The sequence below is a fragment of the Microbacterium sp. NPDC060132 genome (assembly GCF_042729675.1).
GTDB lineage: Bacteria > Actinomycetota > Actinomycetes > Actinomycetales > Microbacteriaceae > Microbacterium > Microbacterium sufflavum.
Window position 1 is genome coordinate 2,207,989 of the sequence record NZ_JBHWXU010000001.1, and the last position, 22,838, is coordinate 2,230,826.

The 22,838-nt window shown below is 72.4% G+C and carries 20 protein-coding genes; 12 read left to right on the forward strand and 8 right to left on the reverse strand.

Annotation, left to right across the window (positions count from 1 at the left end):
- Window positions 1–3 precede the first annotated feature (3 nt).
- The 6 genes from ACFWCH_RS10755 to ACFWCH_RS10780 form a co-directional block, all read right to left on the reverse strand.
- Window positions 4–1,215 carry a multidrug effflux MFS transporter gene (locus ACFWCH_RS10755; RefSeq protein ID WP_378803521.1) on the reverse strand — a complete coding sequence of 404 codons (1,212 nt, stop codon included), beginning with the start codon at window positions 1,213–1,215 and terminating at the stop codon, window positions 4–6.
- Window positions 1,212–2,195 carry an alpha/beta hydrolase gene (locus ACFWCH_RS10760; RefSeq protein ID WP_136029021.1) on the reverse strand — a complete coding sequence of 328 codons (984 nt, stop codon included), beginning with the start codon at window positions 2,193–2,195 and terminating at the stop codon, window positions 1,212–1,214. The genes ACFWCH_RS10755 and ACFWCH_RS10760 overlap by 4 nt, the downstream gene beginning before the upstream one ends.
- Entirely contained in the window at window positions 2,192–3,190 is a 999-nt protein-coding gene (locus tag ACFWCH_RS10765) for an alpha/beta hydrolase (protein WP_136035479.1), read from the reverse strand. The genes ACFWCH_RS10760 and ACFWCH_RS10765 overlap by 4 nt, the downstream gene beginning before the upstream one ends.
- 72 nt (window positions 3,191–3,262) lie before the next feature.
- On the reverse strand, window positions 3,263–4,222 hold the full coding sequence (locus ACFWCH_RS10770; protein WP_378803522.1) for an aldo/keto reductase: 960 nt from the start codon (window positions 4,220–4,222) through the stop codon (window positions 3,263–3,265).
- A gap of 8 nt (window positions 4,223–4,230) precedes the next feature.
- A complete protein-coding gene (locus tag ACFWCH_RS10775; RefSeq protein WP_378803523.1) occupies window positions 4,231–5,346 on the reverse strand; it encodes a zinc-binding dehydrogenase in 1,116 nt (371 codons plus the stop codon).
- A 94-nt stretch (window positions 5,347–5,440) separates the two neighbouring features.
- Window positions 5,441–6,175 carry an SDR family NAD(P)-dependent oxidoreductase gene (locus ACFWCH_RS10780; RefSeq protein WP_378803524.1) on the reverse strand — a complete coding sequence of 245 codons (735 nt, stop codon included), beginning with the start codon at window positions 6,173–6,175 and terminating at the stop codon, window positions 5,441–5,443.
- 123 nt (window positions 6,176–6,298) lie between these two features.
- On the opposite strand from ACFWCH_RS10780, the gene ACFWCH_RS10785 reads away from it, so the two are divergent.
- From ACFWCH_RS10785 to ACFWCH_RS10820, 8 genes are all read left to right on the forward strand, one after another.
- A complete protein-coding gene (locus ACFWCH_RS10785) occupies window positions 6,299–7,261 on the forward strand; it encodes an aldo/keto reductase (RefSeq protein ID WP_136035482.1) in 963 nt (320 codons plus the stop codon).
- Between the two features lie 211 nt (window positions 7,262–7,472).
- Entirely contained in the window at window positions 7,473–9,002 is a 1,530-nt protein-coding gene (locus ACFWCH_RS10790) for an ABC transporter substrate-binding protein (protein ID WP_240745293.1), read from the forward strand.
- A gap of 79 nt (window positions 9,003–9,081) precedes the next feature.
- Window positions 9,082–10,023, forward strand: coding sequence for an ABC transporter permease (locus tag ACFWCH_RS10795; protein ID WP_136035483.1), 942 nt, complete (start codon window positions 9,082–9,084; stop codon window positions 10,021–10,023).
- Window positions 10,020–11,807 carry a dipeptide/oligopeptide/nickel ABC transporter permease/ATP-binding protein gene (locus tag ACFWCH_RS10800; RefSeq protein WP_136029035.1) on the forward strand — a complete coding sequence of 596 codons (1,788 nt, stop codon included), beginning with the start codon at window positions 10,020–10,022 and terminating at the stop codon, window positions 11,805–11,807. The genes ACFWCH_RS10795 and ACFWCH_RS10800 overlap by 4 nt, the downstream gene beginning before the upstream one ends.
- The gene (locus tag ACFWCH_RS10805) at window positions 11,804–12,661 is read left to right on the forward strand and encodes an ATP-binding cassette domain-containing protein (protein WP_378803525.1); all 858 of its coding nucleotides are present in this window, start codon (window positions 11,804–11,806) and stop codon (window positions 12,659–12,661) included. The genes ACFWCH_RS10800 and ACFWCH_RS10805 overlap by 4 nt, the downstream gene beginning before the upstream one ends.
- Before the next feature lie 47 nt (window positions 12,662–12,708).
- A complete protein-coding gene (locus ACFWCH_RS10810; protein ID WP_136029039.1) occupies window positions 12,709–13,296 on the forward strand; it encodes a TetR/AcrR family transcriptional regulator in 588 nt (195 codons plus the stop codon).
- Between the two features lie 34 nt (window positions 13,297–13,330).
- Window positions 13,331–14,005 carry an alpha/beta fold hydrolase gene (locus ACFWCH_RS10815; protein WP_378803526.1) on the forward strand — a complete coding sequence of 225 codons (675 nt, stop codon included), beginning with the start codon at window positions 13,331–13,333 and terminating at the stop codon, window positions 14,003–14,005.
- A gap of 71 nt (window positions 14,006–14,076) precedes the next feature.
- The gene (locus ACFWCH_RS10820) at window positions 14,077–15,066 is read left to right on the forward strand and encodes a methyltransferase dimerization domain-containing protein (protein ID WP_136029043.1); all 990 of its coding nucleotides are present in this window, start codon (window positions 14,077–14,079) and stop codon (window positions 15,064–15,066) included.
- A gap of 271 nt (window positions 15,067–15,337) precedes the next feature.
- On the opposite strand, the gene ACFWCH_RS10825 is transcribed toward ACFWCH_RS10820, so the two are convergent.
- Window positions 15,338–16,681 (reverse strand): amidohydrolase, encoded by a 1,344-nt coding sequence (locus ACFWCH_RS10825; RefSeq protein WP_136045709.1) that lies wholly within the window; start codon window positions 16,679–16,681, stop codon window positions 15,338–15,340.
- 163 nt (window positions 16,682–16,844) lie between these two features.
- On the opposite strand from ACFWCH_RS10825, the gene ACFWCH_RS10830 reads away from it, so the two are divergent.
- Complete coding sequence (locus ACFWCH_RS10830; protein WP_136036810.1) at window positions 16,845–18,293, forward strand: glyceraldehyde-3-phosphate dehydrogenase; 1,449 nt, start codon at window positions 16,845–16,847, stop codon at window positions 18,291–18,293.
- Between the two features lie 36 nt (window positions 18,294–18,329).
- Window positions 18,330–19,376, forward strand: coding sequence for a winged helix DNA-binding domain-containing protein (locus ACFWCH_RS10835; protein ID WP_378803527.1), 1,047 nt, complete (start codon window positions 18,330–18,332; stop codon window positions 19,374–19,376).
- Between the two features lie 21 nt (window positions 19,377–19,397).
- Here the strand turns inward: ACFWCH_RS10835 and hisC are convergent, their stop codons facing one another.
- Window positions 19,398–20,498, reverse strand: a complete 1,101-nt coding sequence (gene hisC, locus ACFWCH_RS10840) for a histidinol-phosphate transaminase (protein ID WP_378803528.1) — start codon at window positions 20,496–20,498, stop codon at window positions 19,398–19,400.
- 144 nt (window positions 20,499–20,642) lie between these two features.
- Here hisC and ACFWCH_RS10845 point away from each other — a divergent pair, with 144 nt between their 5' ends.
- Both ACFWCH_RS10845 and ACFWCH_RS10850 read left to right on the forward strand, forming a co-directional pair.
- Window positions 20,643–21,611, forward strand: a complete 969-nt coding sequence (locus ACFWCH_RS10845) for a PDR/VanB family oxidoreductase (RefSeq protein ID WP_240753157.1) — start codon at window positions 20,643–20,645, stop codon at window positions 21,609–21,611.
- A gap of 23 nt (window positions 21,612–21,634) precedes the next feature.
- A complete protein-coding gene (locus ACFWCH_RS10850) occupies window positions 21,635–22,837 on the forward strand; it encodes an aromatic ring-hydroxylating dioxygenase subunit alpha (RefSeq protein WP_136029053.1) in 1,203 nt (400 codons plus the stop codon).
- Window position 22,838: the final 1 nt, after the last annotated feature.

The following is a 22,838-nucleotide window of genomic DNA, read 5'->3' on the forward strand; positions in this document are numbered from 1 at the left end:
GGCTCAGGTGCGCGCGGCCGGACGCACGAACGCCCACGCGGCGACCGCGGCGACGGCGGCCGCGAGGGTCATGGTCACGGCCATGGTCATGGCGTTCGTGCCGCCGACGCCCGCCGCGACCGGGGCCAGCACGGGCCCGAACAGGAAGGTGGACATGCCGAGCAGGGCCGATGCGGTGCCCGCGCGCGAACCGTGGTGCGCGAGCGCGAGGGTCTGCCCGTTCGGGCCGCCGACGCCGGAGCACAGCATGAAGCCGACCAGGGCCGCGATCACCCCGGTCGCCCCGGTCCCGGCGACGGCCAGCACCAGGAAGGTCGCGGTCGCCAGCAGCGTCGCGGTGCTGCCGCCCAGGTACACGCGGAGCGGGCCCCACCGTCGCACCACCAGCCGGCTCGTCTGGCTGCCCACGATGCTCGCGAGCGCCCCGGCCGCGAACGCCAGGCTGAACGCCTGCGGGCTCAGCCCGAACTCGTCCTGCAGCACGAACGACGACATCGACAGGTAGGTGAAGAACGCCACCCCGCCGCCCGCCGAGGCGCACAGCACCGCGGTGAACAGGCGGTCGTGCAGCACGGCGCCCGCGTGACCGCCGAGCGTGCGCAGGCCGCCGCCGTGCCGGTCGTCGGGGTGCAGCGTCTCGGGCAGGGCGAACACGACCACGAGCAGCAGCACGACCCCGACCGCCGCGAGCACGCCGAAGATGCCGCGCCAGTCCATGACCCGTGCGAGCTGGCCGCCCACCACGGGGGCGATGATCGGGGCCGTGCCCGAGACCAGGAACAGCAGCGACAGCATGCGCGACAGCTCCACGCCCTCGAACTGATCGCGCGCGACCGCGAGGCAGATGACGATGCCCGCCGATCCGGCGAGACCCTGCAGGAACCGCGCCACCAGCAGCAGCTCGATGCTCGGGGCGACCGCGCACACGGCGGACAGCGCCGCGAACGCGGCCACGCCGACGAGGAGCGGACGCTTCCGGCCCAGCCGGTCGCTGAGGGGACCGGCGATGAGCTGCCCGAGACCCAGGCCGATCATGCACGCCGACATCGTGACCTGCGCGAGCGCCTCGGTCGTGCCGAGCGACGCCGCGAGCTGCGGCAGCTGCGGCAGGTACAGGTCCATCGACAGCGGCCCGAACGCCTCCAGCATCCCGAGCACGAGCATCGCCCGGAGCGTGCCCATGCGGGCGGGCTCCGGGCGCGCCGGGATGCTCATCCGCCCGGGCGCAGCACGCGGCGCAGCCAGCTCTCCCGCGCTGCGACCGCCGCCAGCGACACCTCGGCCTCCGGCGAGAACCCGGAGAAGCCGTGGTACCCGCCGGCCCACACGTGCAGCTCGGCCTGACCGCCGGTCGCCCAGATGCGCAGCGCGTAGTCCACGGCCTCGTCGCGGAAGGTCTCGGCAGCCCCGACCTCGATGAACGCGGGGGCGAGTCCGGACAGGTCGGTGGCGCGTGCGGGGGCCGTGTACGGCGAGACCCGGTCGGTGAAGCGGTCGTCTCCGGCGATGGCGTCCCACGCGGTGTCGTTGTTGTTGCGGTCCCAGGCGCCGAAGCCGTCGTACTGCCGGGCGGACGGCGTCTCGTTGCGGTCGTCCAGCATCGGGCAGCCGAGCAGCTGCCCGGCCAGCCGCGGTCCGCCGCGGTCGCGGGAGAGCAGGGCCACCGCGGCGGACAGCCCGCCGCCCGCGCTCTGCCCCGACGCGATGATGCGGTCGGGGTCGATGCCGAGGTCGTCGGCGTGCGCGGCCATCCACTCCAGCGCCGCGTAGCAGTCCTCCGCCTGCGCGGGACCCGGATGCTCCGGCGCGAGGCGGTACTCCACCGCGACGCCGACGACGCCGTGCCGGTCGGCCAGGTCGATCAGCTCGGCGGTGCCGAAGAAGCGGGTGCCGAGCACCATGCCACCGCCGTGGATCGACAGGACGGCGGGCGCCGGTCCGGTCGCGGGGGCGGACGGCCGCACGATCGTGACCTCCAGGTCGGGCGCGCCGGCGGGGCCGGGGATCACGCGGTCCTCCCACGTCACCGCCCTGCCCTCGGCCTGCACCGCGATGGGCGGGATGATCGTGGCGAAGTGGTCGCGGTTGGCGTGGATGGTGTCGGCGCGCAGCGGGATGCCCTCCACGAGCTGCACGAACGCGTCGAGCCCGGCGACCAGCTCGGGGTCGTACGGCACGGGAGCGGGCGCGGTCATCGGGCGGCCCGCCAGATCCGGCGCAGCCACGACGACCGTGCGGCGAGGGCGGCCCGGGTGATCTCCGCCTCCGGCATGTACATGTCGAAGCCGTGCGCGCCGCCGCCCCACACGTGCAGCTCGGCCTGGCCGCCCGTGGCCCAGATGCCGAGCGCATACGCGGTGTCCTCGTCGCGGAAGGTCTCCGCCTCGCCCACCTCGATGTACGCGGGGGGAAGACCGGACAGATCGGTCGCGCGGCTCGGGGCCGCGTAGGCGGGGGCCTCGTCGCTGAACGCGAGGTCGTCGCCGAGCACGCACGACCACGCCAGCAGGTTCATGTCGCGCTGCCACGTGCCGATGCCGTCGTACTGCAAGCTGGCGACCGAGGTGTTGGTGTTGTCGATCATGGGGCACAGCAGCAGCTGCCCCGCCATGACCGGGCCCTTCCGGTCGCGCGCCAGCAGGGCGACCGCGGCCGTGAGCCCGCCCCCGGCGCTGCCGCCGCCGACGACGAGGCGCTCCGGGTCGATGCCGAGCTCGGCGGCGTGCTCGTGCGTCCAGACGAACGCCGCGTAGCAGTCCTCCACACCGGCGGGGTACGGGTCTTCCGGGGCGAGCCGGTACTCCACGTTCACGGCGACCACGCGGTGCTCCGCGACGATGTCGACCACGCGCGCGGTCTCCCACGAGCGGTGGCCGACGATCATGCCGCCGCCGTGGATGTTCACGAACCCGGGCAGCACCTCGGTCGCGGAATCCGCGGGGCGGAACACCGTGATCTCGATGTCGGGTGCGCCCGCGGGGCCCGGGATCACGCGGTCCTCCCACACGATCGGGCGGCCCGCGATGACGGTGTCGTTGTCGGGGAACATCCGGTCGACGCCCTCGCGCGGCAGCGTGTCGCGGGTGAGGGGAGGCTGCGGGTTCTTCGCGATCTCGTCCAGCACGGCCTGCACCTCGGGGTCGAACGGGACGGGCGGGACGGTGGGGTGTCCGGCGGCGGTGGCGGTCATGTCTCTCCTCAGTGGGGCGGGGGCGGCCTGGGGCGTGGTGCGGGGCGGGTGTGTGGGGGTCTGCGGACGGTGTCAGGGGCCTTCGGGGTCGACCACGCCGCGGTCGGCCCAGAAGGGTTCGACCAGGCGGCGCAGCTCGTCGGCGCCGATGCGGTCGACGAGGTCGGCGGCGTCGAGGTTCGCGTGCAGCTGTGCCACGCGGGAGGCCCCGAACAGCGTGGTCGTGAGGGCGGGGTGCGTGAGCGTGAACGCGATGCCGAGCTGGGCCGGGGTCGTGTCGAGCGACTCCGCGAGCGCCGTGAAGGCCGGCACGTCGGCGATGATCCGCTCCCGGATGTCGCCGGGGTCGCGGCCGATCTGGCGGTCGCCCTTCACGTTCCCCGCGAGCACGCCGCCCTCCAGGCAGTCGGAGGCCTGCAGCGTGAGGCCCTGCTCCCAGAGCCGCGCGAACGGCTCGCCGTCGGGGATCGAGCGCCGTGCCACGCTGTACTTCAGCTGCGCGATCTGCGGCCCGGGCACGCCCTCCGCCGCGGCGAGGTCGAGCAGGCGCTGGATGGACAACGCCGACCAGTTGTTCACGCCCCACGCGCGGATGAGTCCCGCATCGGCGAGGCGCGCGAGGTCGAGCACGAGGTCGCGCAGGTCGAGGTCGTCGCGGCGCAGGTCGCCCAGGATCACGAGGTCGGCGTGCTCCACGCCCACCCGCATCAGGGCGTTCTCGAGCTGCGGGCGGAAGCCGTCGTCGCCGAAGGCCTCCAGCCACAGCTTCGACGACAGCAGCCACTCGTCGCGGCGCAGACCCGCCGCGCGCACCATGGCCGAGAAGATCACGTCGGTGAACACCGGAGGGGCGCCGGGCGCGGAGTACACGCCGACGTCGAAGAGGTTCACGCCGCGGGCGGTCGCCTGGCGCAGCAGCTCGACGGCGTCGGCGAAGTCCATGCGGTCGTAGGTGTGCCACGAGCCGAGCGAGAACAGGGAGGCGTGCAGGCCGCTGCGGCCGATCTCGCGGCGGGGGAGAGGGGTGGTCATGGTGCTCCTCAGAGGCTCGGGTCGATGACGGCCTTGACCTCATCGAGGTGGTGCATGTGGGCGATCTTGGCGGAGGCCTCGGCGAGACCGACCGGGGCGCTGAACAGGTCGTCCCAGGGGAAGCGGTCGGCGAACGCGGTGAAGAAGTCGATGGCGCGGGCGTAGTCGGAGATGTCGCCGTTGAGCGAGCCGACGACCGTGAGTTCCTTGCCCATGATCGTGCTGAGGGGGAAGCCGTCGCCCGCGGGGCCGGTGGAGCCGACGATCGCGATGGTGCCGCGCTGCGCCGCCATGCCCACCGCGTCGGGACCCACGCTCGGGGCGCCCGCGAAGTCGAACACGTGGGCGGCGCCGTGGCCGCCCGTGAGCTCCATGACCTGGTCGACGACGGGCCCGTCGCGGAAGTCGACCACGGCGTCGGCGCCGAAGCGGGCGGCGAGCTCCAGCCGGGCGGCGGGGGCGCCGACCGTGATGACCTGCCCGGCGCCCGCGATGGTGGCGACGGCGGTGGCGAAGATGCCGAGCGCGCCCGACCCCTGCACCACGACGCGGGAGCCGGGGCGGATGCGGCCGGCGCGCTCGAACGCGCGCAGCACGGTCTTGGCCGCGCAGCCCGCCATCGACGCCCAGGTGTCCTTCACCGCCGCGGGCAGCAGCAGCTTCGCGGCGCCGGGGGTGACGTAGGCGTACTCCGACAGCCCGGCGGTGGCGTACGGCGGTACGTCGGACCGCTGCAGGAAGCCGTAGCCGCGGCGCGAGCAGGCGACGGGTTCGCGCAGCACGACGCAGCCGTGGCACTCGCCGCACGTGGACTCCGACCAGCCGATGCGGTCGCCGGGGGAGAGCGGGCGGCCGAGGGCGTCGCGCGTGTCGGGTCCGGTGGCCACGATCTCGCCGACCATCTCGTGGCCGAGCACCATCGGGAGCATGCCGGGGAAGGTCATCCGGCCGTCCCAGATCTCGATGTCGGTGCCGCACAGGGTCGTGCAGGCGATGCGCACGAGGGCGGCGCCCGGCTCGATCTCGGTCGGCAGCGGGAGGTCCTGCAGGGTGAGCGGCTCGCCGTGCGCGGTGAGCACGGCGGCGCGGGTCGTGGTCGGGAGGGTCGGGGCGGGGAGGGTCATGCGGTTCTCCTGTCGCGGGACGGGTGGGGGATCGGGAACGCTCCGCGAGGGGTGGGGTGCGGATCCGATCCCGTGACGGATGCGGGCGGACGGGTCAGACCAGGAGCTGGCCGCCGTCGACCGGCACCGAGACGCCGGTGATGTGGCCGGCGGCGTCGCTCGCGAGGAACAGCACGAGCGGCGTGACCTGGTCGACCTCGGCGATCGTGCCGAGCGGGATGCGCGACTCCCAGGCCGCGCGGGCGTCGGGGTTCGAGGCGAAGTCGGCGGTGAGCGGGGTGAGCACCGGGCCGGGGGCGACCGCGTTCACGCGCACGCCCGCGGTGGCGAGCTCGATCGCGGCGGTGCGGGTGAGGGCGTCGACCGCGGCCTTGGTGGCCTCGTAGTGCCCGAGGCCCGGGGTGGGCTGTCGGGCGCCGATGGACGAGATGTTGACGATGCTGCCGCGTCCGGCCGCCGCGAGCAGTGCGCCGAACACGCGGAGCATGAGGAACGTGCCGCGCACGTTGACGCGCAGGGCCGCATCGACCGCGTCGACCGGGACCTCCTGCAGCGTGCCGCCGCCCGCGACGACCCCGGCGTTGTTCACGAGCACGTCGAGCCCGCCGGCGGCCGTGACGCGGTCGGCTGCGGCCAGGACGGAGACCTCGTCGGCGATGTCGAGGGGGAGGGCGGTGGCGCCGATCTCGGCCGCGACCGCGGCGGCGGCGTCGGCGTTCACGTCGCCGAGGAACACCTCGTCGCCCGCGGAGCGGAAGGCGGTGGCGATGCCGCGGCCGAGGCCGGACGCCCCTCCGGTGACCAGGATGCGGCGCGGGGATGCGGTCATGTTCGTCCTCACTGACGGTGCTCTGACGGGATGAGTCCGTTATATTCTACAACCATAGAAAAACACAACCCCGGTTGCTGAGCGAGGAGCGCAGCGACGAGACGAAGCACGCGAAGGAGCGTCATGCCCGAATCGACCCACCCCCGCCGTCCGCTGCAGACGGGCGGTGCCCCGGTGCCGCCCCTCGCCCTCGGCTCCTGGAACACGTGGGACCGCATGGCGCCGGAGGAGGCGGTCGCGCTGATCCGCCGCGCGGTCGAGCTCGACGCCGGGTTCTTCGACGTCGCGTACTACAACATGGGGCCGCACGCCGAGAACTCGACGACCGACATCCTGTTCGGGCAGGCGCTGCGGGCGAGCGGTGTCGACCGCGACGACATCGTGCTGTGCGGCAAGCTGTGGCTGTGGGACTGGCCGAACCAGGGGTTCCGCGCGCAGCTCGTCGAGTCGCTCCAGCGGGCGGGGCTCGACCGGTTCGACACGCTCGTGGTGGGCGACTACCTCGATGCGCCCGACCTCCCGCGGCTCGTCGCCGACGTGAACGCCCTGATCGACGAGGGTCTCGTCGGCTCGTGGGGTATCAACAACTGGCGCATCGCCGACACCCGCGCCGCGCTCGCCGAGGCTCGGACGCGCGGGCTGGCCGGCCCCGCGTTCGCGCAGCTGAAGTACGGCATCGCGCGGCGGTCGATGGCCGAGGGCGACGCGTACGGGCCGCTGTTCGCCGACGGCACCCTCACCCTGCAGGCGTCCGACGTGTTCGAGGGCGGCATCCTCGCCACGGGCCGGACGCCGCAGCGCAAGATCGGCGCCGACGTGGGCGGCATCCGCGAGCGGATCGCGGCCCTGTACCCCGAGGTCGCGCGGGTGGCGGGGGAGTTCGGGGTGACGCCGGCCGCGCTCGGCATCGCCTTCTGCCTCGCGAATCCCGCCACCGCGAACGTGCTGTTCGGCGCCTCACGGCTCGAGCAGCTCGAGCAGAACCACGCCGCGCTCGCGCTCGTCCGCGACCACGGCCCCGAGGTGCGGGCGGCCCTCTCCGACGTCGCCGTGGACCGCGACGTGCGCGCGGACGGGGTGTGGTGACGGGAGTGGCGAGACGGGATGCTGCGCGCAGAGACAAGCCGGGTGCGCCCGGTGGCATGAGCTGTGCCCGTTGCCGCGGGAAACATGCTTGCGCTCTTTTTCCACACATGTAGACTAACCAGCACGACACATCGAGGTGGCGTCGATCCGGTCTCCCGGTCAGCGGCTCTTCGAACCTTCTTCACCACCCCTGCACCCGAGAGAAGGAACCATGAAACGAATGCCCCTCGCGCTCGCCGCAGCCGTGGCCGCGACCCTCGCGCTCACCAGCTGCAGCGGCGGCGGAACGCCATCGCCCTCCGAGGGCGGCGGCGCCGAAGGCCCCGACGCGCTCAACATCGGCAACTTCCTCGACATCACGTCGTGGGATCCGTCCCTGGCCGACATCGGGTTCGACGGCCCGTATCTCTCCGCGGTCTACGACGCCCTGATCGCCCTCGACGCCGACGGCGACCCGATCCCGTCGCTCGCCACCGAGTGGACCGTGGCCGACGACGACCTGAGCATCGACCTCGACCTCCGCACCGACGCCGTGTTCAGCGACGGCACCCCGGTCGACGTCGACGCCGTGCTCGCGAGCCTCGAGTACCTCAAGGCCGGCGCCCGCTCGGGTGAGGCCTACGTCAACGTCGACAGCTTCGAGAAGGTCGACGACGACACCGTCCGCATCAACCTCACGCAGCGCGACGACACGATCCTCTACTTCATGGGCCTCGGGCGCAGCTACATCGCGTCGCCCGCGTCGATCGAGGCCGGAACGCTCGGCAGCGAGCCGGTCGGCTCCGGTCCCTACGTGCTCGACAGCGCCACCAGCGTCCCCGGCGCGGAGTACCACTTCACCAAGACCGAGGACCACTGGGACGCGAAGACCTACCCCTTCGCCGAGCTCGCGATCTACCCGATCACCGACGCGACCGCCCGGCACAACGCCATGCTCAGCGGCCAGATCAACGTGCAGTACGGCGACGTCGCCAACCTGGAGCAGGCCGAGCAGCAGGGCTGGAACACCGCGCAGCGCGTGTCCGGCTGGGCGGGCCTGGTCATCACCGACCACACGGGGGCCAAGAGCGAGCCCCTCGGCAAGCTCGAGGTGCGCCAGGCGCTGAACTACGCGTTCGACGGTGCCGCGATCCTCGCCGCGGTCGGCAGCGGCGCCGGTGTCGCCACCAACCAGGTCTTCCCCGACGGAGGGCCGATCAACGACCCGTCCCTCAACGACGCCTACGCGGTCAACATGGACAAGGCGAAGGAGCTGCTCGCCGACGCCGGGTACCCAGACGGCTTCGCGATCTCGATGCCCATGTCGCCCATCTTCGAGATGTGGAAGCCCTCGGCGGAGCAGGCGCTCACCGAGCTCGGCGTCACCGTCACGTGGGACAACATGCAGATGCCGGACTACCAGCTCAACGCGCCGAACTACCCGATGTTCATCTCGTTCCTCGCGATGGACGGCAACGACGTCGCCACGGTGGCCCGCCAGGTCACGAGCGTCCAGTGGTTCAACCCGGAGCCCGACTACGCCGAGAACGACGTCATCGCGCCGCTCGTCGAGAAGGTGCAGACCGAACGCGGCGACGCCCAGACCGCGGCCGTCAAGGAGCTCAACGAGGCCCTCGTCGACCAGGCGTGGTGGTCGGTCTGGTACCAGGCGAACAACATCTACTACACGGCGCCCGGCATCCAGCTGCAGCCCGTCGTGGGCATGATGTTCCCGACCCTGCGCTACATCACCCAGGGCTGATGCCCGCCGGGGCGGCCACCCGACACCGGCCGCCCCGGCACCCTTCCCCCTCCGACCCTCCTCACCCCGAGAGGCCCCCATGCTCCTGTTCACGGCGAAGCGGGTGCTGTCCGGCATCCTGCTGCTCGTCGCGGTCTCGATCGGCACCTTCTTCCTGGCGCACCTCGCGATCAGCGACCCGACCGCCTCGCTGCTGGGCACCACCGCGAGCCCCGCGCAGCAGCAGGCCCTGGCCGAGAAGATCGGCCTCGACCGCCCCCTGATCGTGCAGTTCTGGGACTGGTTCTCGCACGCCGTGCTCCTCGACTTCGGCGAGTCGTGGCGCAACTTCCAGCCCGTCGGCGCCCAGCTCGCGATCAAGGTCCCCGTGACGCTCTCGGTGGTCACGTTCGCGACGCTCATCACAGCCGTGATCGGCATCGCGTTCGGCTTGATCACCGGGCTGCGCCCCGGCACCTGGTTCGACCGGATCATCAAGGGCATCTCGGTCGTGCTGTTCGCGCTCCCCGGATTCTGGGTGAGCCTGGTGCTGGTCATGTGGCTCGCCGTGCAGCTGAAGTGGTTCCCCGCGGTCGGCTACGTGCCGCCGACGCAGTCCGTCGAGGGATGGCTGCGCTCGATCACCCTGCCGGCGATCTCCCTCGCGCTCGGCGGCATCGTCGCCGTGTCGGAGCAGCTGCGCAACGCCGTGATCGCGCAGAGCAGGCAGGACTGGGTGCGTACGCTCCGCAGCCGCGGGCTCTCCGCCGGGCGGGTCAACCTGCACATCCTCCGCAACGCCTCGCCCGCCGCGCTCACCGTGATCGCCCTCATGTTCGTGGGACTGCTGTCCGGCGCGATCGTGGTGGAGCAGATCTTCAGCCTCCCCGGCCTCGGCCAGCTCACCAACCAGTCCTCGCAGAACGGCGACATCCCGATGCTCCTGGGCATCACGGTCATCTCCATCGTGTTCGTCGTCGTGATCAACCTCCTGCTCGACCTCGTGCTCGGCTGGATCAACCCGAAGGTGCGCGTCGCATGACCACGACCGACATCCGCGTCGCGTTCGACCGCGCCGCCCAGAAGCGGCGGTCGAGCCTGTTCCGGCGCTTCCTCCGCCACCCCGGCGGCTACCTCCCGCTCGCGATCTTCCTGCTCATCGTGCTGGTCGGCGTCTTCGCGCCGCTGCTGGCGCCCATGGACCCGAACCTCGTCGACCTCGCCGCCGCCAAGGCGCCACCATCGCCCGAGCACCTCCTTGGCGGAGACTCCACCGGCCGCGACATCCTCAGCCGCCTCATCTACGGCACCCGGACGACCCTCTGGGGCGCGCTCATCACGATCGTCACGGCCCTCGTGATCGGTGTGCCCACCGGCGTCGCTGCGGGCTACTTCGGCGGCGTGTTCGACCGGGTCGCCACCTGGATCAGCGACGCGCTGCAGTCGATCCCCGGCATGATCATCCTGCTCGTGGTCGCCGCCGGCAGCCGCAACAACTTCGAGCTGCTGATGGCCACGGTCGGCGTGTTCATGGTGCCCGGGTACTTCCGCATCGCCCGGTCGCAGACGCTCGCGGTGCGCGGCGAGCCGTACATCGATGCCGCCCGCGTCTCCGGGCTCTCCGACGGGCGCATCATCTTCCGCCACGTGATCACCGCCGTGTACCCGCCCGTGATCATCCAGACCGCGCTCACCGCCGGCATCGCGATGGGAATGCAGGCGGGACTGCAGTTCCTCGGCATCGGCGACTCGAACGTCCCCAGCTGGGGCGCCATGATGCTCGAGGGCTTCCGCCTGATGCTCACGTACCCGCTGATGCTGCTGTGGCCCTCCGCCGCCCTCGGCCTCACGATCGCGGTGCTCGCGATCATGGGCTCGACCCTCGCGGAGCTCGTGCAGGTGCGCACGCCCCGGGCCCGCCGCCGGAAGGACGCCGCGGTGGTCGCCGCCGCCGACGCCCCCGCCCCGACCGGGGCCGCGCAGCACGAGGCCGCCTCGTCGGCGCTGCGCGTCGAGAACCTGCGCGTCGTGCACGCCACGCCGAACGGCGAGACCGAGGTCGTCCACGGGGTCACCCTCGACGTGGCCCCCGGCGAGGTCGTCGGCATCGTGGGCGAGTCCGGATCGGGCAAGTCGCAGACGGTGTTCTCGGTGCTCGATCTGCTGCCCTCCACCGGCCGCGCCACCGCCGACGCGATCTGGGTGGGCGGCACCGACGTGACCGCGGCGACGCCCGCCCAGCGGCACGCACTGCTCGGGCGCACGATCGGCTACGTGCCGCAGGAGCCCATGAGCAACCTCGACCCCTCGTACACGATCGGGCACCAGCTGGTCGAGCCGCTGCGCCGCGTGCACGGACTCAGCCGCGCGGCCGCGACCGAGCGGGCGCGCGCCGTGCTCGTGCGGGTCGGCCTCACCGACCCCGACCGGGTCATGCGCAGCTACCCGCATCAGGTGTCCGGCGGCATGGCGCAGCGCGTGCTCATCGCGGGCGCGATCGCCGGGCGGCCCTCACTGCTCGTGGCCGATGAGCCCACCACGGCGCTCGACGTGACCGTGCAGGCCGAGGTGCTCGAGCTGCTGCGCGAGCTGCAGGCCGAGTACGGCATGGCGCTGCTGATCGTCACGCACAACTTCGGCGTCGTCGCCGACATCTGCGACCGCGTGATCGTGATGCGCGGCGGCGACATCGTGGAGTCCGGACCGGTCGACGACCTGTTCGCCGCGCCCGCGGAGCCCTACACGCGCGAGCTGATCGCCGCCTCGCTCGACGACGCCGCCGGCCGCGCCGAGCTCGACCGCCACCGTACGGAGGTGCCCGCATGACCGCCGCGACCGACACCGCGACCCGCCCGCTGCTCGAGGTGAGCGACCTGGTGGTGGAGTACGGGCGCGGGCGCACCGCGTTCCGCGCGCTGCACGGGGTCTCGCTCGACATCGCGCCGGGGGAGTGCCTCGGGCTCGTGGGCGAGTCCGGGTCGGGCAAGTCCACGCTCGGCAAGGCCATCCTCGGCCTGGCCCCGGTGACCGAGGGGAGCATCCGCTTCGACGGCCGCGAGATCAGCCGCCTGGGCGGTCGTGCCCGCCGCGCGCTCGCCGACGACGTGCAGGTCGTGTTCCAGGACCCGTACGGTTCGCTCAACCCCGCCCTCACGATCGGCGACATCCTCACCGAGCCGCTGCTCACGACCGGCCTCGGGGCGAAGGCCGCCGAGGCGAAGGTGCGCGAGATGCTCGACCGGGTGCGGCTGCCCTCGGCCAGCATGGACCGCTACCCGAGCGAGTTCTCCGGCGGTCAGCGGCAGCGCGTCGCGATCGCCCGCGCCCTGGTGCGCGGACCGCGGCTGATCGTGTGCGACGAGCCCGTGAGCGCGCTCGACCTCACCACGCAGGCCACCATCCTCGACCTGTTCATCGAGCTGCAGCGCGACACCGGCGTGGCGTACCTGTTCGTGTCGCACGACCTCGGCGTCGTGCGGCGCGTGTGCCACCGGGTGGCCGTGATGTACTGCGGCGAGCTGGTGGAGGTGGGCGAGGGCGAGCAGGTCACCCGCGCCCCACGGCACCCCTACTCCGAGCGGCTGCGCCTCGCCTCGCCCGTGGCCGACCCGGTCGCGCAGCGGGAGCGCCGGGCGCAGTGGCTCGCTCTGCGGGAGGTGCCCGATGCGGCGGTACGGTAGCTCCAGGCCGGAACTCGCACTCACCCGGACCCGGCCGGAAGGACGCCATGCCGAAGATCATCGACCACGACCAGCGGCGACGGGACATCGTCGAGGTGGCCAAGAGCATCATCCTGAAGGGCGGCTTCGAGGCTGCGACGATGCGCAGCATCGCCGCGGAGGCGGGGTTCGCGAACGGGGCTCTGAAGCACTACTTCCCCGGCAAGGAGAGCATCGTCGCGGCGACGTTCGAGACGATCCTGCAGCAGATGTCGGAGGGCGTGCAGGCGGCGGGCGAGGAGCCGGTCGCGGCCGACGATGCGCTGCGGGGCTTCCTGCAGGCGACCATCCCGCGCGACCGGGAGCAGATCGCCGCGGGGCGGGTGCTGCTGGCGCTGTGGGAGTACGCGATGGCGAACGAGGCGCTCGCGGAGCTGTATCGCGGGCACCTGGCGTCGTGGCGGCGCTCGCTGATCGAGCGGATGGAGGCGGCCCGCGACGAGGGGTCGATCCGCGAGCAGGACTACGGCTCGCTCGCGGACGAGTTCATCTCGGCGGCGGTGGGCGCGACCGTCATCAACCTCATGTATCCGGACGGCGACCGCATCGCCGACTACGAGAGCTACATCGACCGGTTCCTGGCGCGGCTGCGCTGATCGCGGGGCGCCGGTCCGCACAGGGAGGCGCCGCATGACCGCACAGACAGCTCGACCCGTGGTGTTCCTGCACGGCCTCGCCTCGCGCGGCTCCCAGGACTGGCCGGAGACGGAGTGGACGGGGGTGCTCGGCGACCGCCCGCGCGTCGTGATCGACCTCCCGGCGCACGGCGCGGCGGAGGCGCTCGGCGTGGTCCCGACCTCGGCCGTGCTCGACGCGCTCGCCGAGACGATCGGACCGGACGAGATCGATCTGGTCGGCTACTCGCTGGGCGCCCGGCTCGCCTGGGACCTCGCTCGTCACCCGCGCGTGGCGGTGCGCCGCCTGGTCCTCGGCGGGCTCAGCGCGGGGGAGCCCTTCGCGCTGGTCGACCTTCCGGCTGCCCGTGCCGCCGTCGGGGGAGGGGCGGCGCCCGCGGATCCGCTGACCGCGATGATCGTGCACATGGCGACTCTGCCCGGCAACCGCGCCGGCGAGCTGCTCGACCTGATCGAGGGGCTCGCCACTGAGCCGTTCGCGCCCGAGGGCGGCGTGCCCGCGCAGCCGGTGCTGCTGCTGGGCGGCGCCGACGACGCGATGGCGGCGGGCATCGACGGCCTCGCCGCACTGCTGCCCGACGCCCGCGTGCAGCGGGTGCCGGGGGACCACCTCACGGCGCCGCACACGCCGGAGTTCCGCGCGGCGGTCCGCGACTTCCTCGCGGACTGAGCCGGGGCCCGTCGGACGGCCCGCACCCTGACCTTTATTTCCCACGTTCGTAGACAATCGAAAGGCACCCCATGACCGACACCTCCACGCCGGACGCCGCGCGGATCCTCGACATCGCCACCGGCTACATGGCCGCCAAGCAGCTGTTCCAGGCCAGCCGGATCGGCCTGTTCGCCGCCGTCGCCGACGGCGCAGACACGGTCAGCGCGATCGCCGAGCGCTGCGGGGTGAGCGAGCGCATCGCGCGCCTGCTCGCCGACGCGATGGCGGCCAAGGGACTGCTCGTGCGCACCGACGGACGCTACGCCCTCGCCGACGACGCCGCGGCCTACCTCACGGGCGACGCCGCCGCGATCGACCTCGCGCCGTTCCTCACCTTCCTCGACGAGATCAGCTACCCGCACTGGCTGCAGTTCGCGCACACCGTCGACACCACGCAGCCGGGTGACCTGCAGATGGACGACGCGCGCTGGGGCACGTTCATGGCGGGCGTCATGACGTACAACCGCCTGCACGCGCAGGAGTTCGGACGCCTCGTCGACCTCTCCGGTGCCACGAACGCCCTCGACTTCGGCGGGCTCTCGGCCGAGTTCGCGCTGTCGGTCATGGCGCGCAACCCGCAGCTGCACACGACCTTCGTGTACGCGCCAGGGTTCGAGGACGGCCTGGCCGAGGCCGTGCAGTCCGCGGGCGTGGCCGACCGCACGACCGTGGAGGTGGGGGAGACCGCGACCGCGACGCCCGAGGGCTCCTACGACGCCGTGTTCGCCAACCACGTGATCCACCGCTTCTCGGCGGAGGAGAACGCCCAGATCTTCCGCAACCTTCGGGCGGCCGCGGCCGACGGGGCGACCCTGACCGTTCTCGACTTCTTCCTCGACGACGACGCCGAGCAGCGCGCGCTCGACGCCCTCCACGCGGGGGAGTACCTGGTGATCGACGGCACCGTGGTGTACCCGGAGTCCGAGGTGCGCGGCTGGCTGAGCGACGCTGGCTGGTCGGTACGCGACACGATCGCCCTGCCGGGGAGCCCGCGGGTGCTGGTGGCCACCGCGGTGTGAGAACCGCGGTCTGAGACTGGTCCGAGGGGGATCAGAGGCGGGCGGCATGCGTGAACATGCCGCCCGCCGTTTTCGTGTGTGCCCGTCGCGTGACGTGCGGGGATGCGGGCGCGAAACCGCGCCTTCCCGGCGGGTTTCCGGCACGTTTTCGATCCCGCACCGGGGTCGCGGGCGGTGGTGCGCGGATGCGGGCGCGAAACCGCGCCTTCCTGGCGGGTTTCCGGCACGGTTTCGATCCCGCTTCCGGAGGCCGGGCGGGGCCGCTGCCGCCTCAGTCGCGCGCGAAGACCGTCCGGCCGTCGACGACCGTGCGCTCCACCGTGACGGAGGTGAACGCCCGCCCTGGTTCGAGCGGATCCTCGTCGAGCACCGTGAGGTCGGCGACGCGACCCGGCTCGAGCGTGCCCTTCCAGTCGGCGGCGCCGTCCTGCCGCGCGGCCTCCACGGTCATCGCGCGCAGGAGCCGTCGCCGCAGCTCCGCGTCGTCCGCCCCGCCCGCCGCGGTCACGAGCCGCAGCGAGGCGTCGAGGCTCGGGCGCCAGTCCGGGGTCGCGATCGGGGCGTCGCTCGTCAACGTGGTGAGGGCGCCCGAGCCGAACATCTCGGCGAGCGGCCAGGCCGCGGCGACCCGTGCCTCGCCCAGCTGGACGGCGGCCCACGAGTGGGTGTGCGCGGCGATCAGCGGCTGGATCGCGAACCCGGCGCCGATGTCGCGCATGCGGGCGATCTGCGCGGGCGTCGCGAGGTCGCCGTGCACGACGTAGTGCGGTCCCGGCGCGGCGGGTGCCGGGTCGAGCCGTTCCAGCACCGCGAGGAACTCGGCGATCGAGCGGTCGCCCGTGGCGTGCACCGCGATCTGCAGGCCGCGCGCAGCGGCAAGCTCGATCATGCGCTGGAACGCCGACAGCGGATCGCCGCCGCCGCGCGTGAGCAGGTGTCCGGTCGTGCCGTCGGCGTAGGGCTCGTCCGTCCAGGCGGTGGCCATCGGCGGGATGCCGTCGGCGAAGATCTTGACCCCGGGGATCGCGAGCCAGCGCGCGTCGGTCGAGGGCGGCGGGGTCTGGAGCCCGCGCTCGAAGTCGTCGAGCGTGCTCTCGCCGTCGATCGTGCCGAACAGGCGCAGCAGCGTGACGCGGGAGGTCTGCGCGCCCTCGCGGTGCAGCTCCACGTAGGCGTCGAGCATGTCGCTGCCGAAGCACCCCGTCTCGCCGTCGTCCTCGCCGGGGCCGATGCCGGGTTCGGTGTAGCTGGTGATCCCGAGCTCGGCGAGCAGCCGCCATGCCCGTCGCAGGGTGGCGCGTCGCTCCCCGGCCGTGGAGACCAGGCGGCCGGACGGCTGCTGCTCCGGCGGGGTGTCGGAGAAGAAGAGGTGGGGCCAGCGGGCGCCGAGCCAGGCGGCGTGCAGGTGGGCGTCGTTGAGGCCGGGCACGACCGTGCGGCCGTCGAGCTCGAGCGTGCTCCGGGCGGGGAGCGCCTCGGCATCCGCACCGGTGGCGACGATCACCCCGTCGCGCACGGCGAGGGCCGACGTGGTGGTGTCGCGCGGGTCGAGGGTGTGGATGCGGCCGCCGCGGATGATCAGGTCGGCGCCGTCGCCGGAGAGTGCAGTGCTCATTATTCCACCAGTGTAGACGAAAAGAACGGACGGGCGGGGACCCCGGACACCCGATTCGGCGCTGCCCTCGCCCGGCTTGTACGCTGGGGGCATCCCCCGAATCCACCGGCAACCTCGCGCGAGCCGGCGACCTCGGCGCGCGCTCACACATGCAAGGACGCAGATGAACGATTCCGCGGCACCCCGCGACGAATGGACGGCGAGCGAAGAGCTGGCGGAGCGGATGATCCCGCTCGTCGGAGCGCTCAAGCGGGAGCACGACGTGGTCACGTCGTTGCACGGGCACCGGCTGCTGGGCCTGTCGGCGACCGGTCTCGTCGAGGTGCACGACCGCGTCGCGCAGCTCGGCCACGAACGACTCTCGATCGACGACACCCTCGCCGTGCTCGAGGCCATCCACGCACTCGGACCAGGAGCCTCCTCGCTCGACGTGGCCCGGCTCGCGGAGGGCCACGCGTCGAGCGGCCGCCCGCTCGACGAGTACCTGGCAGAGGCGCTGGCCCCCGCGATCGGTGCCGTGCCCGCCGACCCGACCGACGTGGTGCTGTACGGCTTCGGTCGCATCGGGCGTCTGCTCGCGCGCATCCTCATCGCCCACACCGGCGGCGGCAGCGGACTGCGCCTGCGTGCCATCGTCGTGCGCCGGGGCTCCGACAACGACCTCGTCAAGCGCGCCTCGCTGCTGCTGCGCGACTCGGTGCACGGCCGCTTCGCCGGCTCGGTCACGGTCGACGAGGAGGCCGAGCAGATCATCGCCAACGGCACCCGCATCCAGGTGATCTACTCCGACGACCCCGCCACGATCGACTACACCGCCTACGGCATCCACGACGCGATCGTCGTCGACAACACCGGCCGCTGGCGCGACGAGGCCGGGCTCTCGCAGCACCTGCGGTCCGCCGGGGTCGCGCGCGTGCTGCTGACCGCGCCGGGCAAGGGCGCGCTGAAGAACATCGTGCACGGCATCAACGACGCCGACGTCACGCCGGAGGACCGCATTGTCTCGGCGGCGTCCTGCACCACCAATGCGATCACCCCGGTGCTCGCCGCGATCGACGAGGCCTACGGCGTGGTTGCCGGGCACGTGGAGACCGTGCACTCGTTCACGAACGACCAGAACCTCATCGACAACTTCCACAAGGGCGATCGCCGCGGCCGCTCGGCCGTGCTCAACATGGTCATCACCGAGACCGGTGCCGCGAAGGCGGTCGCCAAGGCGCTGCCGCAGCTGGAGGGCAAGCTCACCGGCAGCTCCATCCGCGTGCCCACGCCCGACGTGTCGCTCGCGGTGCTGCACCTGACCTGCGAGCGCCCCGTGGAGAAGGAGCAGGTCAACGACTACCTGCGGCGCATCTCGCTGCACTCGAAGCTGCGCCAGCAGATCGACTACGTCGAGAGCCCCGACGTCGTCTCCACCGACTTCGTGGGATCGCACAGGGCGGGCATCGTCGACGGGCTCGCGACCGTCGCCCACGGCAACACGCTCATCCTCTACGTCTGGTACGACAACGAGTTCGGCTACTCGTGCCAGGTCATCCGGGTGCTGGAGGTCATGGCCGGGTCGCACCCGATCGTGCTTCCGGAGCGCCGCGAGGTCACGCTGCAGGCCTGACCCGCGAATGGGGGAGGCACCCGCCATGATGGGGGCATGACTCCCGCGGCCCTGCTGTCCGAGCGCCTCCGCTCCCACCGTCTGACCGCGCCGGCGCCGACGGTCGCCGACGCCGCGCGCCACCTGCTGGCCGTGCAGAGCCAAGACCTCACGGCCGGCCGGTGGGCACTGGCCTGCCGCGCCAGGGGCGCCGTCCGCCTGCGCGATGTGGACGCCGCGTTCGCCCGCGGGGAGCTCGTGCGCGCGTGGACCATGCGCGGCACGCTGCACACCGTGCCCGCGCGCGACCTCGGCTGGATGCTGGAGGTCACGGCCGAGCGGCAGCGGCAGCAGGCGGCCTCCCGGCAGCGGCAGCTCGGGATCGACGCGGAGGTCACGGCGACCGCGGTGAAGGCGCTCGTCCCGCGACTGCGCGACGGCGGGCTCACGCGGGCCGAGGTCTTCGCGGTGTGGGAGGCTGCGGGCATCGACCCGTCGGGCCAGCGCGGCATCCACCTCCTGTTCGACCTGACCATCGATGGGCTCGTGTGTCAGGGGCCGATCGTGCCGCGCTCCGGCATCACGCGCGACCAGCGGTTCGTGCTCGTCGAGGAGCACATCCGTGCGCACGAGCGGCCGGACGACCCGCTGGCCGAGCTGTTCGTGCGCTACATCGACGGACACGGCCCCGCGGGCGTCGCGGACTTCGCGTGGTGGTCCGGGCTCACCCTCGGGCAGTCGAGGGAGGCCGCGGCGCGCGCCGCCGGGCGCGTGACCGAGGTCGCGGAGGGCCTGTTCACCGCGGTCGCGCACCCCCGCCGGGCGCCCGCCGCGTCGTCGGTGCAGGCGCTGCCCGCGTTCGACGAGTACTACATCTCCTACGCCGACCGCACGCCCGTGTGCGACCCGGCGTACTTGGGTCGCGTCGGCCCGGGCAAGAACGGCATGGTGCGCGCGACGATCGTGGAGGACGGACGCGTCATCGGCTGCTGGACCCACGCGGCCGCCGCGCATACGGCCGATCCCGAGCTGTTCACCGAGCCGGGCGACCCCGATGCCGTGAGCGCCGCGCTCGCCCGGTTCGCCGCGTTCATCGACGGCTGACCCGCCCGGAGCGGCCCGGCGTCAGCCCGCGACCGGCACCGGGGCGAGCAGTGCGGCGATCTGCGGTGCGAGCGCGATGAGGCGATCGTTCGCCTCGGTCTCGGCCACGGTGGCCCGCAGGCCCTCGCCGGGGAACGGGCGCACGAGCAGCCCGTGGTGCTCCAGCAGTTCGGCGACCGCGGCGGTCGTGTCGCCCAGCGGCAGCCAGACGAAGTTGCCGCGGCTCTCGGGCACGGTGATCCCGGCGGCGGCGAAGGCGGTGACGACGCGCTCGCGCTCCTGCACGAGGGCGTCGACGCGCTCCTGCAGCTCGTCCTCCGCAGCGAGGGAGGCGACCGCGGCGGTCTGGGCGAGGTTCGTGACGCCGAACGGGATGGCGACCTTGCGCAGCGCGATGCCCAGCTGCTCGGGGGCGATGGCGTAGCCCACCCGCATGCCGGCCAGCCCGTACGCCTTCGAGAACGTGTGCGCGACGGCCACGTTGGGATAGCGGCGGAAGTACTCGATGCCCACGGGCGAGTCGGCGCGGTCGTTGAACTGCACGTACGCCTCGTCGATCACCACGACGATGTGCGCCGGCACCTGCGACAGGAACCGGTCGAGCTCGGCGTCGCCGACGGTCGTACCGGTCGGGTTGTTCGGGTTGCACACGAGGATCAGGCGCGTGCGGTCGGTGATGGCGGCGAGCATGGCGTCGAGGTCGTGGCGGTGGTCGGCGGTGAGCGGCACCATCACGGGTACGGCTCCGGCGGCCCTGGCCAGCATCGGGTACGCCTCGAACGAGCGCCAGGCGAACAGCACCTCGTCACCCTCGCCGGCGGTGGCCCGCATCAGCTGCGACACGACCTCGACCGAGCCGCTGCCGAGCACCACGTTGACGGGCTCGACACCGAAGCGCGCGCACAGCTCGGTGGTGAGGGCGGTGGCCGCGGTCTCGGGGTAGCGGTTGATGGTGGCGAGCTCGTCGGCGATCGCGGCGGTCACCGAGGGGAGCGGGGGATACGGGTTCTCGTTCGACGAGATCTTGTGCACGGGCCCGGTGGTCTCGGTCTGCGGTGCCGCCTTGCCCGGCTTGTAGCCGGGGATCGCGTCCAGGTCTCCCCGCAGTCTCAGCTCCGACATCCGATGGCCCTTCTCTCGTGTGCGCTCCTGCGGCCGTGTCCGTTTGACAGGCCCGAGCGGACTTCATACTATCGCAATTGAATATAAAGAATGTTGTCAATCCGATCCGCGGCGATCGGATGCGACGGAAGGAGCGGAGCGACGGTGCCCCACACTGCGGTCGATTCCCCGGAACAGCGCCTCGCCCTGCGCGTACGCGCCATGCGCCAGGAGGCGAAGGACGTGCTGTCCCTCGAGCTCGACGACCCCACCGGCGCCGAACTGCCGGCCTGGGAGCCGGGAGCGCACATCGACCTCCGCTTCGCGAACGGCGTCGAACGCCAGTACTCGCTGTGCTCCGACCCCGGCGACCGCACCGCCTGGCGCATCGCGGTGCTCGCCGAGAGCCCGAGCCGCGGCGGCTCCCGCTACGTGCACCAGACGCTGCGCGTCGGTGACCCCGTCACGGCCTCCGCCCCCATCAACCACTTCGCACTCGCGCCGGCGGACGACTACGTCTTCGTGGCCGGCGGCATCGGCATCACGCCCATCCTGCCGATGCTGCAGGAGGCCACCCGCCGCGGCGTTCCGTGGCGGCTTGCGTACCTCGGCTCGGCGGGGGAGCGCATGGCATTCCTCTCCTCGACCCAGCTCGCGGGCGGCGAACTGCTGCTGGTGCGCGGCGACGTCGACGACCGGCTCGACCTGGCCGCCTGGATCGGTGCGCCCTCCGCCGAGACCGGTGTGTACGCGTGCGGTCCGGAGCGCATGCTCGATGCGCTGGAAGAGCTGAGCGCCGGATGGCCGCGCGGGGTGCTGCACGTCGAGCGCTTCCAGGCGAAGACCTTCGGCGAATCGCAGGGCGCCGAGTCGTTCGAGGTGGTCGCCAGCCGGTCCGACCTCGTCGTCACGGTGGACCGCGGGTGCAGCATCCTCGAGATGCTCGAGAACGCCGGTATCGGCGTGCCCAGCTCCTGCCTGGAGGGCGTGTGCGGCACGTGCGAGACCGCCGTCGTCGACGGGGCGCCCGAGCACCGCGACTCGATCCTCACCCCCGACGAGCGCGAGAGCAACGAGACGATGATGATCTGCGTCTCCCGTTCGCTCGGCGACCGTCTCGTCCTCGACATCTGACCCCCCCCACGAACGGAGCGACCATGGACACCGGAACCGCATACGGGCTGCGCCTCGGGCAGCCGCTGAACGAGCTCGCCCAGGTGGGGCCTGGCACCCCCTACGGCGAGGTGCTGCGCCGCTACTGGCACCCGGTCGCGAAGGTCGAGGATGCGACGACACGACCCCTCTCGCTGCGCGTGCTGGGCGAGGAGCTCGTGCTGTTCCGCACCCGCAAGGGCAAGGCGGGTCTGCTGCACCCGCGCTGCATCCACCGCGGCGCGTCGCTGTTCTACGGCGGGGTCGAGGACGAGGGCATCCGCTGCTGCTACCACGGCTGGGTGTTCGACACCGAGGGGCACTGCCTGGAGCAGCCGTGCGAGCCCGACCTGGGACTGCACCGCGATCGCGTACGTCAGCCGTGGTACCCCGTCGAGGAGCAGTACGGCCTGATCTGGGCCTACATGGGCCCGCCCGACAAGAAGCCGGTGCTGCCGCGCTACGACACGCTCGAGGAGCTGGCCGACGACGAGCAGCTCATCGTGAACGACCAGGGCGTGGGCGGAGGCGGCCCGGCACAGCTCGACTTCAACTGGCTGCAGCACTGGGAGAACGTGATGGACCCGTTCCACGTGCCGATCCTGCACGCCCGGTTCAGCGGCAACCAGTTCACGCCGGAGATGGCGCTGATCCCCGAGGTCGAGTACGAGTACACGCCGCTGGGCGTTCGGAGCATCCAGATGCGCGACCTCGGCGACGGCCGGCAGCTGCGCCGCGTGACCGAGGTGATCTTCCCAAACCTGCGCGTGGTGGCGAGCCCCAAGCTCGCCTCCGGACAGACGAACATGATCGGCTGGGTGGTGCCGATGGACGACACCAACTTCCGCATCTTCACGGTCGCGCGCGACAGCGACCCCGACTTCCTCACCAAGCTGCGCTCCACCCACGAGGGCAAGCCGTGGAAGGAGCTCACCGACCTGGAGCACCAGCGGCTGCCCGGCGACTACGAGGCGCAGAAGTCGCAGGGCGCCATCTCGCTGCACTCCGAGGATCACCTCACCACCACCGACCAGGGCATCGCGATGATCCGGCGCATGATGGCCAAGCAGCACCGGGCCGTGGCGGGCGGCGGCGACCCGGTGGGCGTGTTCTTCGACGAGTCGGAGCGGCTGATCCGCATCGAGGGTGGCAACTACTTCGAGGGCGCGCCCGACGCGCCGCTGCTCGCCGACGCGGTGGACGACTGAC

Bases quoted from the DNA above. Each gene is read 5' to 3' on its own strand.
- ACFWCH_RS10755 (WP_378803521.1), bottom strand. From the start codon at position 1,215: ATGAGCATCCCGGCGCGCCCGGAGCCCGCCCGCATGGGCACGCTCCGG.
- ACFWCH_RS10760 (WP_136029021.1), bottom strand. From the start codon at position 2,195: ATGACCGCGCCCGCTCCCGTGCCGTACGACCCCGAGCTGGTCGCCGGG.
- ACFWCH_RS10765 (WP_136035479.1), bottom strand. From the start codon at position 3,190: ATGACCGCCACCGCCGCCGGACACCCCACCGTCCCGCCCGTCCCGTTC.
- ACFWCH_RS10770 (WP_378803522.1), bottom strand. From the start codon at position 4,222: ATGACCACCCCTCTCCCCCGCCGCGAGATCGGCCGCAGCGGCCTGCAC.
- ACFWCH_RS10775 (WP_378803523.1), bottom strand. From the start codon at position 5,346: ATGACCCTCCCCGCCCCGACCCTCCCGACCACGACCCGCGCCGCCGTG.
- ACFWCH_RS10780 (WP_378803524.1), bottom strand. From the start codon at position 6,175: ATGACCGCATCCCCGCGCCGCATCCTGGTCACCGGAGGGGCGTCCGGC.
- ACFWCH_RS10785 (WP_136035482.1), top strand. From the start codon at position 6,299: ATGCCCGAATCGACCCACCCCCGCCGTCCGCTGCAGACGGGCGGTGCC.
- ACFWCH_RS10790 (WP_240745293.1), top strand. From the start codon at position 7,473: ATGAAACGAATGCCCCTCGCGCTCGCCGCAGCCGTGGCCGCGACCCTC.
- ACFWCH_RS10795 (WP_136035483.1), top strand. From the start codon at position 9,082: ATGCTCCTGTTCACGGCGAAGCGGGTGCTGTCCGGCATCCTGCTGCTC.
- ACFWCH_RS10800 (WP_136029035.1), top strand. From the start codon at position 10,020: ATGACCACGACCGACATCCGCGTCGCGTTCGACCGCGCCGCCCAGAAG.
- ACFWCH_RS10805 (WP_378803525.1), top strand. From the start codon at position 11,804: ATGACCGCCGCGACCGACACCGCGACCCGCCCGCTGCTCGAGGTGAGC.
- ACFWCH_RS10810 (WP_136029039.1), top strand. From the start codon at position 12,709: ATGCCGAAGATCATCGACCACGACCAGCGGCGACGGGACATCGTCGAG.
- ACFWCH_RS10815 (WP_378803526.1), top strand. From the start codon at position 13,331: ATGACCGCACAGACAGCTCGACCCGTGGTGTTCCTGCACGGCCTCGCC.
- ACFWCH_RS10820 (WP_136029043.1), top strand. From the start codon at position 14,077: ATGACCGACACCTCCACGCCGGACGCCGCGCGGATCCTCGACATCGCC.
- ACFWCH_RS10825 (WP_136045709.1), bottom strand. From the start codon at position 16,681: ATGAGCACTGCACTCTCCGGCGACGGCGCCGACCTGATCATCCGCGGC.
- ACFWCH_RS10830 (WP_136036810.1), top strand. From the start codon at position 16,845: ATGAACGATTCCGCGGCACCCCGCGACGAATGGACGGCGAGCGAAGAG.
- ACFWCH_RS10835 (WP_378803527.1), top strand. From the start codon at position 18,330: ATGACTCCCGCGGCCCTGCTGTCCGAGCGCCTCCGCTCCCACCGTCTG.
- hisC (WP_378803528.1), bottom strand. From the start codon at position 20,498: ATGTCGGAGCTGAGACTGCGGGGAGACCTGGACGCGATCCCCGGCTAC.
- ACFWCH_RS10850 (WP_136029053.1), top strand. From the start codon at position 21,635: ATGGACACCGGAACCGCATACGGGCTGCGCCTCGGGCAGCCGCTGAAC.